The following is a 14,204-nucleotide window of genomic DNA, read 5'->3' as shown; positions in this document are numbered from 1 at the left end:
TTTAGGCGATATCGCCAGCGCGAATGACACGTTCGCTGCCATCCGCCAAGCGCAGCCGCAAGGCGCCGTCGGATTCCTCGAGCCCGGCGAAGGTGCCGGAGAGGATCGAGCCGTCGGTGTCGTGCACGGTCATGCTCGAGCCTTGCGCGTGGATCGAGCGGGCGAGGAAGGCGTGGAGCGTCGCGCCGAGGCCATAGGTGCGCCACGCTTCCAGCCTGCGGTCGAAGGCGGCGGCGAGGCTGGCGGCGAAGTCTTCGAGTGCGGGCGGCGTGCCGGTGACGTCGGCCATCGCGGCGGTCTTGCGCCCTTCGATCTGCGGCGCCCGCGCGAGGTTCACCCCGATGCCGACGACGATATGCCCGCGCACCATCTCGAGCAGGATCCCGGAAAGCTTGCCGCCATCGAGCAGCACGTCATTGGGCCATTTGAGGCCGAGCGGCGCGTCCTCACCCAGAATGGAAGCGGCGGCATCGCGCACGGCGAGCGCGGCGACGAAGCTGAGCGAGGCGGGCGGCGGACCGGCGTCACCGGCTTGGGTCCCGAGCAGCATCGCGGTCGAACCCATGAAATTGCCCGCCCCGTCGAACCACTCGCGGCCCTGGCGTCCGCGTCCGGCGGTCTGGCGGCGCGCGACCAGCCAGCGGCCCTCGGCCCACCCCTCTCCGCCACGGATCGCGGCGGCGAGGTCGGCGTTGGTCGAGCCGGTCTCTTCGACGAGTGTGATCAAACCGCGAGAAACAGCGAGGCGGCGGCCTTGTCGGCCAGAACGGTGAGCGACGGGGTCAGCAGGTAGCCCAGCGGCGAGATGATTGCCGCAGTCAGGAACAGCAGCACCCAGTGCGCCGGGCCGCTCTTTCCGGTGACCACGCCCGCAGGCTCGTCAAAGAACATCACCTTGACGAACTTGATGTAGTAGAAGGCCCCGATCACGCTCGCCGCGATGGCGATGGCACCGAACGCCACCAGACCCGCCTCGATGGTCGCCTGGAAGATCACGAACTTGGCGTAGAAGCCGAGCAGCGGCGGAATGCCGGCGAGGCTGAACATCATCAAGAGCAGCACCCAGGCAATCGCCGGACGCGTCACCGAAAGCCCGCGGATGTCGGCAAAGGTCTCGAACAGCGCGCCGTCCTCGTCCCGCAGCATCAGCAGCGCGACGAAGCAGCCGAGGCTCATGGCGACGTAGATGAAAAGGTAGACGAGCATCGCGCTCGCCCCTTCCGCGTTCGCCACCGCCAGGCCGAGAAGGATGAAGCCGATATTGTTGATCGACGAATAGGCGAGCAGGCGCTTGAGGTTCTCCTGCCCGATCGCTCCCAATGCGCCGAAGACGATCGATGCCAGCGCCATGAACATCACGATCTGCTGCCAGGCGGTGACCTGTCCGCCGAACACCTCGAACACCACGCGCGCGGTGAGGCCCACGGCGGCGACCTTGGGGGCGGTGGCGAAGAAGGCGGTGACGGGGGTCGGCGCGCCTTCGTAGACGTCGGGCGTCCACATATGGAAGGGCACTGCGCTGATCTTGAAGGCAAGGCCCGAGAGCACGAAGATCACCCCGAACAGCGCGCCGGTGCCCATCTCGCCGGTGAGGCCAGCGCGCACCGCCGCGAACGAAGTGCCGCCGGTGAAGCCGTAAAGCAGGCTCATGCCATAAAGCAGGATGCCCGAGGCCAGCGCGCCCAGCACGAAGTACTTGAGCCCCGCCTCGCCCGAACGCGTGTCACGGCGCAGGATCGCGGCCAGCACATAGGCCGAAAGGCTGTTCAGCTCGAGCCCGAGATAGAGGCTCATGAAATCATTGGCCGAGACCATGATGCTCATGCCCACGGTCGCGAACAGCACCAGCACCGGATATTCGGCGCGCATCCCGCGCTCGGTTCCGGCGGCAGGGCCCGCGAAGAAGGCAGGCGCGATGATCAGCGCGCCGATGGCGGCGAGATAGATCAGCGCCTTGGCGAAGAGCGCGAAGGTGTCGACCTTGATCAGCCCCCCGAAGGCGAGGGTCGCCGGGCCGACCGCGCCGACATGCTGGGCCGGAACGATGGCGATCCCGGCCGCGAACAGCGCCGAAGCGGCGATGATGGCGATCGGGCGCGCGGCCTTGTCCCCGCCCCATGCGGCGACCAGCAGCAGCACGAGGCCGGTGGCGGTGAGCAGCAACTCGGGAATGACGAGCGCGAAGGAAGCGGCGAAATCCATCAGTGCGCGCCCTCCTTGGCGCTCTCGTGTTCCATGCCCTCATGCCCCGCGCCATGGTGGCCGAGCGCATTGGCGGCCCCGGCGCGCGGGGTGCCCGGTGCAAGGCGTGCGTCACCGGCAGGTGCGGCGGCGGCGAGCCGCGCGTCGAGCACGGCAATGTCCTTGCGCATCGGGGCGAGGAAGCTTTCGGGATAGACCCCCATCCACAGCACGGCGGCGGCGATGGGCGCCATCATGATCCACTCGCGCGCCGAGATGTCGGGCATCGCGGCGGCGTCCTCGTTGGTCTGACCGCCAAACGCCACGCGGCGATAGAGGTAGAGCATATAGGCCGCACCCAGAATGATGCCCGTGGTGCAGATCAGCGCGACCGTGCTCGAGGTCTGGTAGATGCCCGCCAGCGACAGGAACTCGCCGACGAAGCCGCTGGTGCCCGGCAGGCCGATGCTCGCCATGGTGAAAAGCAGGAAGAACAGCGCGTAGTAGGGCATGTTGATCGCGAGGCCGCCGTAACGCGCGATCTCGCGGGTATGGAGGCGGTCGTAGATCACGCCGACGCACAGGAACAGCGCGCCCGAGACAAGGCCGTGGGAGAGCATGACGATCATCGCGCCCTCAAGCCCCTGCACATTGAACGCGAACAGGCCGACGGTGACGATCGCCATGTGCGCGACCGAGGAATAGGCGATCAGCTTCTTCATGTCGGCCTGCACCAGCGCAACCAGCGAGGTGTAGACCACCGCGATCATGGAGAGTGCGAAGACCAGCCATGCGAACTGCGCGGAAGCCTCGGGGAACATCGGCAGGCTGAAGCGGATGAAGCCGTATCCGCCGAGCTTGAGCAGCACGCCTGCGAGGATCACCGAGCCGGCGGTCGGTGCCTGCACGTGCGCGTCGGGCAGCCAGGTGTGGAGCGGCCACATCGGCACCTTGACCGCGAAGCTCGCGAAGAAGGCCAGCCACAGCCACGTCTGCGCCTCGCGCGGGAAGCCGTATTGCATCAGCGTCGGGATGTCGGAGGTATCGGCCTGCGCCACCATCCAGAACATCGCGATCAGCATCAGCACCGAGCCGAGCAGCGTGTAGAGGAAGAACTTGTAGCTCGCGTAGATGCGGTTGTCCCCGCCCCACACGCCGATGATGAGATACATCGGGATGAGGCCCGCCTCGAAGAAGACGTAGAACAGGAACAGGTCCTGCGCCGCGAAGGTGCCGATCATCAGCACCTCCATGAACAGGAAGGCCGCCATGTATTCGCCGACGCGCTTGGTGACCGATTCCCAGCTCGCCAGGATGCAGACCGGCATCAGGAAGACGCTGAGCATGATCAGCATCAGCGCGATCCCGTCGATCCCCAGCGCGTAGCTGAAGCCTGCGAAGAGGTTCGCCTTCTCGGTGAACTGCCACTGCGGGCCGCCCACGTCGTAGTTGGCCCAGAGCAGGATGCCGAGCACGAAGGTGACGAGCGTCGCCCCGAGCGCGATCCAGCGGGCGGCATTCGCGCCCGAGAACAGGCACGCGATCGCGCCTGCCAGCGGCACGCACATCATCAGCGACAGGATGGGAAGGCCTTCCATTACGAAGCGCGCTCCTAAAGCAGAACGTAGGTGACAGCGGCGACCAGCCCGAGGAGCATGATCAGCGCATAGGTGTAGACGTAGCCCGACTGGACCGACTTGGCGGCGACCGACGAGCGTTCGACCACCCAAGCGATGCCGTTGGGGCCGAAGCGGTCGATCGTGCCGACATCGCCAAGCTTCCAGAAGGCGCGGCCCAGCGCGAAGGCGGGCTTCACGAAGATCGCGCCATAGAGCTCGTCGAAGTACCACTTGCGGTAGACGAAGTTGTGCAGGGCCCCGAAGGTGCGCACGAACTTGCCCGGAATGTCGGGCTTGGCGATGTAGGCCACATAGGCACCGACGAGGCCGATCACCATGACGATGCTCGCGGTCAGCTTCACCCACAGCGGCACGCCGTGCATCGCGTGGATAAGGTCTTCGTTGTAGAAGATCGACCCGTTCCAGAACGCAGCGCCATCGATGAATTGGTGGTGGAACACGAAGCCCGCAAAGACCGCGCCGAGGCTGAGGATGCCGAGCGGCAGCAGCATCGGCAGCGGGCTTTCGTGCGGGTGGTAGCCCGCCGTGCCGTCGTCCGAAGCGTGTCCGTGCGCGTGGTGATCATCGTGGCCGTGGGCATTATCGCCGTGGCCGTGGCCGTGCGCATGATCGTCGTGGACCGCGTGCTGGATATGCTCCGACTGGTCCCAGCGCGGCTTGCCCCAGAAGGTGAGGAACATCAGGCGCCACGAGTAGAAGCTGGTCAGCAGCGCCGCGATCGCGCCCGCCCAGAAGGCGAACTGCCCCGCTCCGTTGTGGCGCGCGAAGGCCGCTTCGAGGATCGCGTCCTTGGAGTAGAAGCCCGCGAAGCCGAACACGCCGATGATGCCGACGCCGGTGATCGCCAGCGTACCCGCCATCATCGCCCAGAAGGTCAGCGGGATGTGCTTACGCAGGCCGCCGTAATAGCGCATGTCCTGCTCGTGGTGCATAGCGTGGATCACCGAGCCCGCACCCAGGAACAGCAGCGCCTTGAAGAAGGCGTGGGTGAACAGGTGGAACATCGCCGCCCCGTAAGCGCCGACACCCGCCGCGAAGAACATGTAGCCCAGCTGCGAGCAGGTCGAATAGGCGATCACCCGCTTGATGTCCCACTGCGTCGTGCCGATCGTGGCGGCGAAGAAGCAGGTCGCGGCCCCGACGATGGTCACGAGCGTCAGCGCGGTCGGTGCGGTCTCGAACATCGGCGAGAGGCGGCACACCATGAACACGCCCGCGGTCACCATGGTCGCCGCGTGGATCAGCGCCGAGACGGGCGTCGGCCCCTCCATCGCGTCGGGCAGCCAGGTGTGAAGGCCCAGCTGCGCGCTCTTGCCCATCGCGCCAATGAACAGGAGGATGCACAGGATGTCCATCGTGTAGAGGCGCATGCCGACAAAGGTGATCGTCGCACCGCTCATCGAAGGTGCGGCTTCGAGGATCGCCGGGATCGAGGTCGTCTGGAACACCAGATAGGTGCCGAAGATGCCGAGCATGAAGCCCAGGTCACCCACGCGGTTGACCACGAAGGCCTTGATCGCCGCCGCGCCCGCGGAGGGCTTCCTGAACCAGAAGCCGATCAGCAGATAGGACGCGAGGCCCACCCCTTCCCATCCGAAGAACATCTGGACGAGGTTGTCGGCCGTCACCAGCATCAGCATCGCGAAGGTGAACAGCGAGAGATAGGCGAAGAAGCGCGGCTGGTCCGGGTCTTCCTCCATGTACCCCCACGAGTAGAGGTGCACGAGCGCCGAGACGGAATTGATCACGACCAGCATGATTGCGGTCATGGTGTCGACGCGCAGCGCCCAGTCGAAGGTCAGCGTGCCCGACTGCACCCACTTGAGCACAGGGACGACCTCGGGGGTCGCTGTGCCGCCGAGGAAGCCGAGAAAGATCGGCCAGCTGAGGCCGGCCGCGAGAAACAGCCCGGCGGTGGTCACGCTCTTGGCCGCGACATTGCCGATCATGCGGTTGCCGAGGCCCGCCACAAGGGCAGCCACCAGCGGCGCGAAAACGATGATGAGGATCGGATGCACGAGCGTCTTACCCCTTCATCCGGTTGATATCGTCGACCGCGATCGAGCCGCGGGTGCGGAAATAGATCACGAGGATCGCAAGGCCGATCGCCGCCTCGGCCGCAGCCACGGTCAGCACCAGCATGGCGAAGACCTGACCGGTGAGGTCCTGCAGGAAGGCGCTGAAGGCGACGAGGTTCAGGTTCACCGCGAGCAGGATCAGTTCGACCGCCATCAGGATGACGATCACGTTCTTGCGGTTGAGGAAGATCCCCAGCACGCCCAGCACGAACAGGATCGCGGCGACGGTGAGGTAATGTTCGATGCCGATCACAGCTCGACCCCCTGGCCCACTTCGGGGCTCTTCATGACGGTTGCATCTTCCGGACGGCGGCGGATCTGCTTGGCGACATCCTGCCGTGCGCGGGCGCCGGGCTTGGGCGGCTGGAAGGTCAGCACGATCGCGCCGATCATCGCGACCAGCAGGATGATCCCGGCGATCTCGAACAGCACGATGTATCGGCCGTAGAGCAGCTCGCCCAGGGCTTCGATGTTGCTGGTGCCCGCGGCCTGCGCGGCGTCCCCTGCGGCCTTGCCAAGGGTGAGGCCGCCGGCATTGTAGGCGCCCACGCCCAGCAGCAGCTCGGCCAGCAGGATCGCAGCGATCAGCAGCCCCAGCGGCGCGTTGCGGCTGAAGCCTGCCCGCATCGCGGCGAAATCGATGTCGAGCATCATCACCACGAACAGGAACAGCACCGCGACCGCGCCCACGTAGACGATCACCAGCAGCATCGCGATGAACTCGGCGCCGAGCAGCACCATCAGGCCCGCGGCGTTGAAGAAGGCGAGGATCAGCCACAGCACCGAGTGCACGGGGTTCCTCGCCATCACCACCATGACGGCGCTGGCGACGACGATCGTCGCGAAGAAATAGAAGGCGATGGCCTGTATCAGCATGATGCGTCTCCGCCGATCCGCGCGCCCCGGCGCGGCGCCGGGTGTCCAGAAAGCGGCATTTGATCCCTTAGTCCAAGTGTGAGCCGCAGCAGAACGCCCCGGCCCGTTAACCCCATGTCCTCGTCGCCGCGCGCCCTAGCGATAGGGTGCGTCGGCTTCAAGGTTGGCCGCGATGGCCCTTTCCCATTTGTCACCATTCGCGAGCAGCTTGGCCTTGTCGTACAAGAGCTCCTCGCGGGTTTCGGTCGAATATTCGAAGTTCGGCCCCTCGACGATCGCATCGACCGGGCAGGCTTCCTGGCAGAAGCCGCAGAAGATGCACTTGGTCATGTCGATATCGTAGCGGGTGGTGCGGCGGCTGCCGTCCTCGCGCGGCTCGCTCTCGATGGTGATCGCCTGCGCGGGGCACACGGCCTCGCACAGCTTGCACGCGATGCAGCGTTCCTCCCCGTTCGGATAACGCCGCAGCGCGTGCTCGCCGCGGAAGCGGGGCGAGAGCGGAGCCTTCTCGAAGGGGTAGTTGATCGTCACCTTGGGCTTGAAGAAATACTTCAGCGTCAAGGCATGCGCCTTGAGGAATTCCCAGAGGGTGAACGATTTGATGAGGTGGGAGACGGTGGTCATCGAAGCTCTCAAAAGATCGCGAACTGTTCGCCGAAGGCACCGGTGGCCATCAGCCAGCTGCTCGTGGCGGCGACAAAGAACAAGCTCATCGGCAGGAACACCTTCCACCCGAGGCGCATCAGCTGGTCGTAGCGGTAACGCGGCACGGTCGCCCAGATCCAGCTGAACATGAAGAAGAACACGAAGGTCTTCAGCAGGAACCAGATGATCCCCGGCACCATGTAGAGCACCGGAATGTCGAGCGGCGGCAGCCACCCGCCCCAGAACAGCAGCGTGTTGAGCGAGCACATCAGCAGGATGTTGGCATATTCGCCGAGCCAGAACAGCGCGAAGCTCATCGAGGAATATTCGGTCTGGTAGCCCGCGACGAGCTCGCTCTCGGCCTCGGTGAGGTCGAAGGGCGCGCGCGCGGTCTCGGCCAGGGCGGAGATGAAGAACACCACCCACATCGGGAAGAGCAGCGGGTGGATCGCATAGGCGTTGATCAGGCCGAGCCCGAAGCCCTGCTGCGCGTTCACGATCCCGCTGAGGTTGAACGTGCCCGCGAACAGCACGACGCAGACCAGCACGAAGCCGATCGAGACTTCGTAGGAGATCATCTGCGCCGAGGCGCGCATCGCCGAGAAGAACGGGTATTTGGAGTTAGACGCCCACCCGCTCATCACCACGCCGTAGACGCCCATCGAGCTGATCGCGAGGATGTAGAGCAGGCCCACGTTGATATCGGCGAGCACCATGCCGGCGCTGAACGGGATCACCGCCCAGGCCGCGAGCGCGACGGTAAAGGTGATGATCGGCGCGAGCAGGAAGATGCCCTTGTTCGCGGCGCTCGGAATGATGGTCTCTTGCAGGAAGACCTTGAGGCCATCCGCGAAGGATTGCAGCAGGCCGAAGGGCCCTACCACGTTGGGGCCTCTGCGAAGCATGATCGCGCCGAGCACCTTGCGGTCGACATAGATCACCATGGCGACGCTGAACATGACGAGCAGCGAAATGACGATGATCGCGGCGAGCGTCGCCACGGTCCAGGCCCATTCGTAAGGCAGGCCGAGGGATTGGAAGAAGGCGGTCATTGCAGTGCACCCATGGCCGTCACCCCCGCGAAGGCGGGGGTACAGCTAACTTGGCGGGAAAGGATGGAGGACAGCTGGATCCCCGCCTGCGCGGGGATGACGGATGAAGCGGGAAGCCGGGTCATTCCGCGGCCTCCTTCACTTCCGCCCCGTGCAGCAGCTCATCCGAGCAGCGCTGCATCACCTCGCTCGCGCGGGCGATGGGGTTGGTGAGGTAGAAGTCCTTGATAGGATAGCCCGCAAGCTCGCCCTCGAACTTGGCACCGCTGTCCGCCTTGGGCAGCGCGCCGTAATCGGCGAGGCCCTCTTCCCCGAACGCGGGGACGGCGGCGATCATCTTGGCCTGCAACTCGCCGAAGCTGTCGAAGCCCACGGTCACGCCCAGTGCATCGGCCAGCGCGCGCAGGATCGTCCAGTCCTCGCGCGCGTCACCGGGGGCGAAGACCGCCTTCTCGGCGAACTGCACGCGGCCCTCGGTGTTGACGTAGGTCCCGTCCTTCTCGGCGTAGGATGCGCCCGGAAGGATGATGTCGGCGTGATGTGCGCCCTTGTCGCCGTGGTGGCCAATATAGACCTTGAGGCTGCCCGCGTAGGGCGCATAGTCCATCTCGTCCGCGCCGAGGCTCAGGAGAACCTTGGGCGAAGCGGCGGCGATGTCGCCCATACCGCCCGGAAGCGTGAAGCCGAGCATCAGCGAGGCCATGCGCGCCGCCGAGATGTGCAGCACGTTGAAGCCGTTCCAGCCCTCACGCACGAGGTTGAACTTGTCGACCAGCTTGAGCGCGGCCGGCAGCGCACCCTTGGCGAGCGCCGCCGCGCCGAGGATCACTGCGGGACGCTGGGCGTTCTTCATCACATCGCCCAGTTCCTTGGGGATGCGGTTCAGCAGCTTCAGATCGCTGCCGAGGAAGGTTGCCGGATAGGTCGGGTCCCATTCCGGCCCGATGATGTAGACCTTCGCCCCCGCCTTCACCGCCTTGCGCAGGCGGACATTGAGCAGCGCGGCTTCCCAGCGGACATTGCTGCCGACGATCAGGATCGCGTCAGCCGTCTCGATCCCGGCGAAGGTGCTGTTGAAGTTGACCGCGGCAAGGTTCGACACGTCATAGGTCATGCCGGTCTGGCGCGCTTCGGTGAGGTTCGAACCGCAGGCATTGACCAGCGCCTTGGCGGCAAACATCGTCTCGGCATCGAGCAGATCGCCCGCCACGGCCGCGATGCTGGCCTTGTCGCCTTCCAGCGCGGAGGCGATCATCCCGAAAGCCTCGGTCCACTCGGCCGGCTGGAGCTTGCCCTCGCGGCGCACCCACACGCGGTCGAGGCGGCGCTTGGTCAGGCCGTCGACCTGATAGCGGCCCTTGTCGGAGAGCCACTCCTCGTTGACGTCGTCATTCACGCGCGGCAGCGCACGCATGACTTCGCGGCCCTTGGAGTGGAGCGTAATGTTGGCGCCGACCGCGTCCGATACGTCGATCGAGAGCGTCTTCTTGAGCTCCCACGGGCGGGCTTCGAAGGCGTAGGGGCGCGAGGTCAGCGCACCGACCGGGCACAGGTCGATGACGTTCGCCGACAGTTCATGCGCCGCCGCCTGTTCGAGATAGGTCGTGATCTGCATGTCCTCGCCGCGATAGAGCGCGCCGATTTCGTCGACGCCCGCGATCTCTTCCGAGAAGCGCACGCAGCGGGTGCAGTGGATGCAGCGGGTCATGATCGTCTTGATCAGCGGGCCCATGTATTTCTCGGTCACCGCGCGCTTGTTCTCATGGTAGCGCGAGCCGCCGCGGCCATAGGCCACCGCCTGATCCTGCAGATCGCACTCGCCGCCCTGGTCGCAGATCGGGCAATCGAGCGGGTGGTTGATGAGCAGGAACTCCATCACCCCCTCGCGGGCCTTCTTGACCATCGGGCTGTCGGTGCGGATCTCCTGACCGTCGGTCGCGGGCAGCGCGCAGGAGGCCTGCGGCTTGGGCGGCCCGGGCTTCACCTCGACAAGGCACATGCGGCAATTGCCGGCGATCGAGAGGCGCTCGTGATAGCAGAAGCGCGGGATTTCCTTGCCCGCCATCTCGCAGGCCTGGAGCACGGTCGCGCCCGCCGGAACCTCGATTTCCTGACCGTCTACGGTGACCTTAGGCATGATTCTGATCCGCTAGGAAACTGTGCACACACACGACGAGCACCAGCAGGGCCGAGACGATGGTCAGGCCCCAGTTGTACTGGCCGTTGACGCCGTCCGAAAAAACGCCGGCGAAATGGTTGATGGCGGCCGCCAGCAGCACCAGCACGGCGCCCGCGGGCTTGCGCAGCCACACGCCGAGCGCTCCGGCTGCGCCCAGCACGCCGCTGACGGCGGAGGCGAAGACCATCTCCGAGCCGTAGAAATCCTCCGACCCGCGCTGGACGATGTCGTAGAGCATGAAGGCGGCAAGGCACGCCCAAGGAACGAAGCACGCCAGCGCGAGCACGCGCGCAGGGGTGTAGGTGAGCTCCTGGTTCACTCCGCCGCCTCCGCAAACTTGGCGTTATGCTCCGCGATCCGCCGCTCGAGCTCGGGGCGGAAGTGGCGGATGAGGCCCTGGATCGGCCACGCGGCGGCATCGCCCAGCGCGCAGATGGTGTGGCCCTCGACCTGCTTGGTGACTTCCTGCAGCATGTCGATTTCCTCGACCGCCGCATCGCCCGTGCGCAGGCGCTCCATCATGCGCCACATCCAGCCCGTGCCCTCGCGGCAGGGGGTGCACTGGCCGCAGCTTTCGTGCTTGTAGAAATAGGACAGGCGGCTGATCGCACGGACGATGTCGGTCGACTTGTCCATGACGATGACCGCCGCCGTGCCGAGGCCCGAGCCCAATTCCTTGAGCCCGTCGAAGTCCATCGGGGCGGAGCGGATCTGCGCGGCGGGGACGAGCGGCACCGAGGAGCCGCCGGGGATCACCGCCAGCAGATTGTCCCACCCGCCGCGGATACCGCCGCAGTGCTTCTCGATCAGCTCCTCGAAGGGGATGCTCATCGCTTCCTCGACCACGCAGGGCTTTTCCACGTGGCCGCTGATCTGGAACAGCTTGGTGCCCTTGTTGTTCTCGCGCCCGAAGGACGAGAACCACGATGCCCCGCGCCGCAGGATCGTCGGCGCGACGGCGATGGACTCTACGTTGTTGACCGTGGTCGGGCAGCCATAGAGGCCCGCGCCCGCCGGGAAAGGCGGCTTGAGGCGCGGCTGGCCCTTCTTGCCCTCGAGACTCTCGATCATCGCGGTCTCTTCGCCGCAGATATAGGCGCCTGCGCCGCGGTGCATGAAGACATCGAAGTCGTAGCCCGAACCGCAGGCGTTCTTGCCGATCAGCCCGGCGTCATAGGCCTCCGAGATCGCCTTCTGGAGCGTCTCGGCCTCGCGGATATATTCGCCGCGGATGTAGATATAGGCCGCCCGCGCGCGCATCGCGTAGCCGGCCACCAGTGCGCCTTCGACCAGCTTGTGCGGATCGTGGCGGATGATTTCGCGGTCCTTGCACGAACCGGGCTCGGATTCGTCGGCATTGATGACGAGGAAGCTCGGCCGGCCGTCACGTGATTCCTTGGGCATGAAGGACCACTTCAGCCCCGTCGGGAAGCCCGCCCCGCCCCGCCCGCGCAGGCCCGAGGCCTTGATCTCCTCGATGATCGCATCCTGCCCGCGCGCGAGCAGCGCCTTGGTGTTGTCCCAGTCCCCGCGCTTCTGCGCCGCCTTCAGGCTCCAGTCCTGGAAGCCGTAGAGGTTGGTGAAGATGCGGTCCTTGTCGGCAAGCATCACTGCATTCCCTTTGCCTTGGCGCGCTTGATGCGCACCAGCGAAATCACCTGAAACACAAGGCCGAGGCCCATGATAATCACGCCCATCTCGTAGGGCCCCGTCGCGGTCAGCACCGCGCCCAGCGCAAAGCCGGTGAGCCCGAGGATCGCGAAGAGCAGCGTCAGCGGGTTCATGCAAACGCCCCCGACTGCCACATGCCGATCAGAACCACGACAATGACCAGGATCACCCCCACGCGCACCAGCCCCATCAGCACCTTGAAGGCGATGAAGGCGAGCAGGATCGCAACGATGATGGAGACGACGGAGGTCACTTACCACTCGCCCCGATAGTCATGGTTGGCATCGACCATCGCGGTCAGCGTGGTCGGCCCGCCCGCAGGCTCGGACGTGTGACGGCCCGGCTCCTGCGTGCCCGTCTTCGGCTGCTGGCCCGCGGCAAGCGCATCGAGCACCGCATCGAGGCGCTCGGGCGTCAGGTCCTCGTAGTTGTCGTCGTTGATCTGAACCATCGGCGCGGTCGCGCAATTGCCCATGCATTCGACTTCGGTGAGGGTCCAGAGGCCATCCGCCGAGACCCCGCCCTTCACCATCCCGCGCTTCTTGCAGGCGGTCATGATGTCGTCGCTCCCGCGCAGCATGCAGGGCGTGGTGCCGCACACCTGCACGTGGAATTTGCCGACGGGCTTGAGGTTGTACATGAAGTAGAAGCTGGCGACCTCGAGCACGCGGATCACCGGCATGTCGAGATATTTGGCGACATACTCAATCACAGGCAGCGGCAGCCAGCCCTGCGTATCGGTCTCCGCGCCGACCTGCCGCTGGGCAAGATCGAGCAGCGGCATCACCGCCGAGCGCTGGCGCCCTTCGGGATACTTGGCGATGTGCCAATCGGCGGTTTTCTTGTTCTCCGGCGTCCACGCGAAGCCGCCCCAGCGGGCGCGCAGTTCGGGAGTGTCGGGAGCGGGGGTACGGTCAGCCATTGATTACTCCGGCTCGAATGGCGCGCTGACGAAATGCATCAGCTTCGGTCGGCGTTTCGCGGTAAAGCCGGATCGAGTTGATCGTCCCGCCCGGGCCGCTGAAATTCATGTCAGCGCGTAATCCGTTATTTGGATCAGACAATTCCCACTGACAAACCTGCGGGGGCCACTGACCATCGCCGAGCCGACACGCAAAAGCGACTGGCGAGCCAACGTCGCTCGAGGCTCGGGATATCACCGCAATAAGAGCAGCCATCCCCTTCCCTCGCAGGTCCTCCAGACGAACATCGAAGTAAGGATCGCGCGTGCCATAACGGACTTGCGTTTCGTCGGTCACGAAATCGGCGATGGCTTCAAGCTTGCCCTTCACGACGGCTTCGCCCACGGCGTCCCGTCGGCCATATGCTGCTAAGCGCTCCAGCTCCTGCCGCTCGATGACGCTCTTTTGCTCCTGCTCGGAACGCACAAGCCGAATAGGTGGCGGTGGCATAGCGCCGTCTGGCGTGCGCTGTACCTTGCGCTTTTCCTCTCTCCGGCTCCGAGATTCGGGCGTCTCGATCGCCGCGACCATCAGGTAAGGCCGAGGAACCCGGCTGCTGGACGAAAGCGCATCCTCAGGCCAGAAGTTGACCGTGTATATTTGGTCACCTGGACAGCTCCACTCTGTCTGCTGAAGCTGACTGTAGATGGAGCTCGATACACCATACATGCCCGAAATCTGCCTGCACGATCTGAGCAAGGCTACCAGTTCGCCCCGCGAGGGCCGAATAGCGAACACGTCCTCATCGCCGAAATCGCCAATGCGCGAAATTCGCGAAGCAGCTGCATCAAGCGCACCGGCATCAAGCTCGTTCAGGAATGCGGCCATTGCCGGATGCGGCGCGGCTCCCTGACGATCCTGCCCACGCGCTTCTGAAAACCCTGACGTACCGAACATCAAGGCCAGACAAAGTGCAATCC

Annotated in this window: 15 protein-coding genes; all 15 read right to left on the bottom strand. The window is 65.2% G+C overall.

Translation table 11 applies throughout. The features are described 5' to 3' along the window. Nucleotide 1 precedes the first annotated feature (1 nt). The 15 genes from BZF57_RS04545 to BZF57_RS04485 all read right to left on the bottom strand — a co-directional run bounded on the left by BZF57_RS04545 (nt 2) and on the right by BZF57_RS04485 (nt 14,184). Nucleotides 2-727, bottom strand: a complete 726-nt coding sequence (locus tag BZF57_RS04545) for a biotin--[acetyl-CoA-carboxylase] ligase (RefSeq protein ID WP_086735117.1) — start codon at nt 725-727, stop codon at nt 2-4. Next, complete coding sequence (gene nuoN, locus BZF57_RS04540) at nt 724-2,202, bottom strand: NADH-quinone oxidoreductase subunit NuoN (protein ID WP_086735115.1); 1,479 nt, start codon at nt 2,200-2,202, stop codon at nt 724-726. Before nuoN ends, BZF57_RS04545 begins: the two co-directional genes overlap by 4 nt. Then, nucleotides 2,202-3,779: an NADH-quinone oxidoreductase subunit M gene (locus BZF57_RS04535; protein ID WP_086735113.1), complete on the bottom strand. Its 1,578-nt coding sequence runs from the start codon at nt 3,777-3,779 to the stop codon at nt 2,202-2,204. The genes nuoN and BZF57_RS04535 overlap by 1 nt, the downstream gene beginning before the upstream one ends. A gap of 14 nt (nt 3,780-3,793) precedes the next feature. Continuing rightward, entirely contained in the window at nt 3,794-5,839 is a 2,046-nt protein-coding gene (nuoL, locus tag BZF57_RS04530) for an NADH-quinone oxidoreductase subunit L (RefSeq protein WP_086735110.1), read from the bottom strand. Nucleotides 5,840-5,846: 7 nt separating this feature from the next. Then, the gene (gene nuoK / locus BZF57_RS04525; protein ID WP_086735108.1) at nt 5,847-6,152 is read right to left on the bottom strand and encodes an NADH-quinone oxidoreductase subunit NuoK; all 306 of its coding nucleotides are present in this window, start codon (nt 6,150-6,152) and stop codon (nt 5,847-5,849) included. After that, the gene (locus tag BZF57_RS04520; protein ID WP_086735946.1) at nt 6,149-6,772 is read right to left on the bottom strand and encodes an NADH-quinone oxidoreductase subunit J; all 624 of its coding nucleotides are present in this window, start codon (nt 6,770-6,772) and stop codon (nt 6,149-6,151) included. Before BZF57_RS04520 ends, nuoK begins: the two co-directional genes overlap by 4 nt. Before the next feature lie 138 nt (nt 6,773-6,910). Then, the gene (gene nuoI / locus BZF57_RS04515; RefSeq protein WP_086735106.1) at nt 6,911-7,399 is read right to left on the bottom strand and encodes an NADH-quinone oxidoreductase subunit NuoI; all 489 of its coding nucleotides are present in this window, start codon (nt 7,397-7,399) and stop codon (nt 6,911-6,913) included. A gap of 8 nt (nt 7,400-7,407) precedes the next feature. Next, nucleotides 7,408-8,472 carry an NADH-quinone oxidoreductase subunit NuoH gene (nuoH, locus tag BZF57_RS04510; protein WP_086735104.1) on the bottom strand — a complete coding sequence of 355 codons (1,065 nt, stop codon included), beginning with the start codon at nt 8,470-8,472 and terminating at the stop codon, nt 7,408-7,410. A 121-nt stretch (nt 8,473-8,593) separates the two neighbouring features. Next, entirely contained in the window at nt 8,594-10,609 is a 2,016-nt protein-coding gene (gene nuoG / locus BZF57_RS04505; protein WP_086735102.1) for an NADH-quinone oxidoreductase subunit NuoG, read from the bottom strand. After that, nucleotides 10,602-10,970, bottom strand: a complete 369-nt coding sequence (locus BZF57_RS04500) for a hypothetical protein (protein ID WP_086735100.1) — start codon at nt 10,968-10,970, stop codon at nt 10,602-10,604. Before BZF57_RS04500 ends, nuoG begins: the two co-directional genes overlap by 8 nt. Then, nucleotides 10,967-12,259, bottom strand: coding sequence for an NADH-quinone oxidoreductase subunit NuoF (gene nuoF, locus BZF57_RS04495; RefSeq protein WP_086735098.1), 1,293 nt, complete (start codon nt 12,257-12,259; stop codon nt 10,967-10,969). The genes BZF57_RS04500 and nuoF overlap by 4 nt, the downstream gene beginning before the upstream one ends. Next, a complete protein-coding gene (locus BZF57_RS21070; protein ID WP_156076232.1) occupies nt 12,259-12,435 on the bottom strand; it encodes a hypothetical protein in 177 nt (58 codons plus the stop codon). Before BZF57_RS21070 ends, nuoF begins: the two co-directional genes overlap by 1 nt. Then, complete coding sequence (locus BZF57_RS21305; RefSeq protein WP_169712931.1) at nt 12,432-12,575, bottom strand: hypothetical protein; 144 nt, start codon at nt 12,573-12,575, stop codon at nt 12,432-12,434. The genes BZF57_RS21070 and BZF57_RS21305 overlap by 4 nt, the downstream gene beginning before the upstream one ends. Then, nucleotides 12,576-13,244 (bottom strand): NADH-quinone oxidoreductase subunit NuoE, encoded by a 669-nt coding sequence (nuoE, locus tag BZF57_RS04490; RefSeq protein ID WP_086735096.1) that lies wholly within the window; start codon nt 13,242-13,244, stop codon nt 12,576-12,578. It lies immediately after the preceding gene. Further along, nucleotides 13,237-14,184 carry a hypothetical protein gene (locus BZF57_RS04485; RefSeq protein WP_143738339.1) on the bottom strand — a complete coding sequence of 316 codons (948 nt, stop codon included), beginning with the start codon at nt 14,182-14,184 and terminating at the stop codon, nt 13,237-13,239. The genes nuoE and BZF57_RS04485 overlap by 8 nt, the downstream gene beginning before the upstream one ends. Between the last annotated feature and the right edge of the window lie 20 nt (nt 14,185-14,204).

This window comes from Erythrobacter colymbi (genome assembly GCF_002155685.1).
Taxonomy (GTDB): domain Bacteria; phylum Pseudomonadota; class Alphaproteobacteria; order Sphingomonadales; family Sphingomonadaceae; genus Erythrobacter; species Erythrobacter colymbi.
The sequence above is the reverse complement of the archived record's forward strand: the minus strand, read 5'-3'. Positions and strand labels throughout refer to the sequence as shown.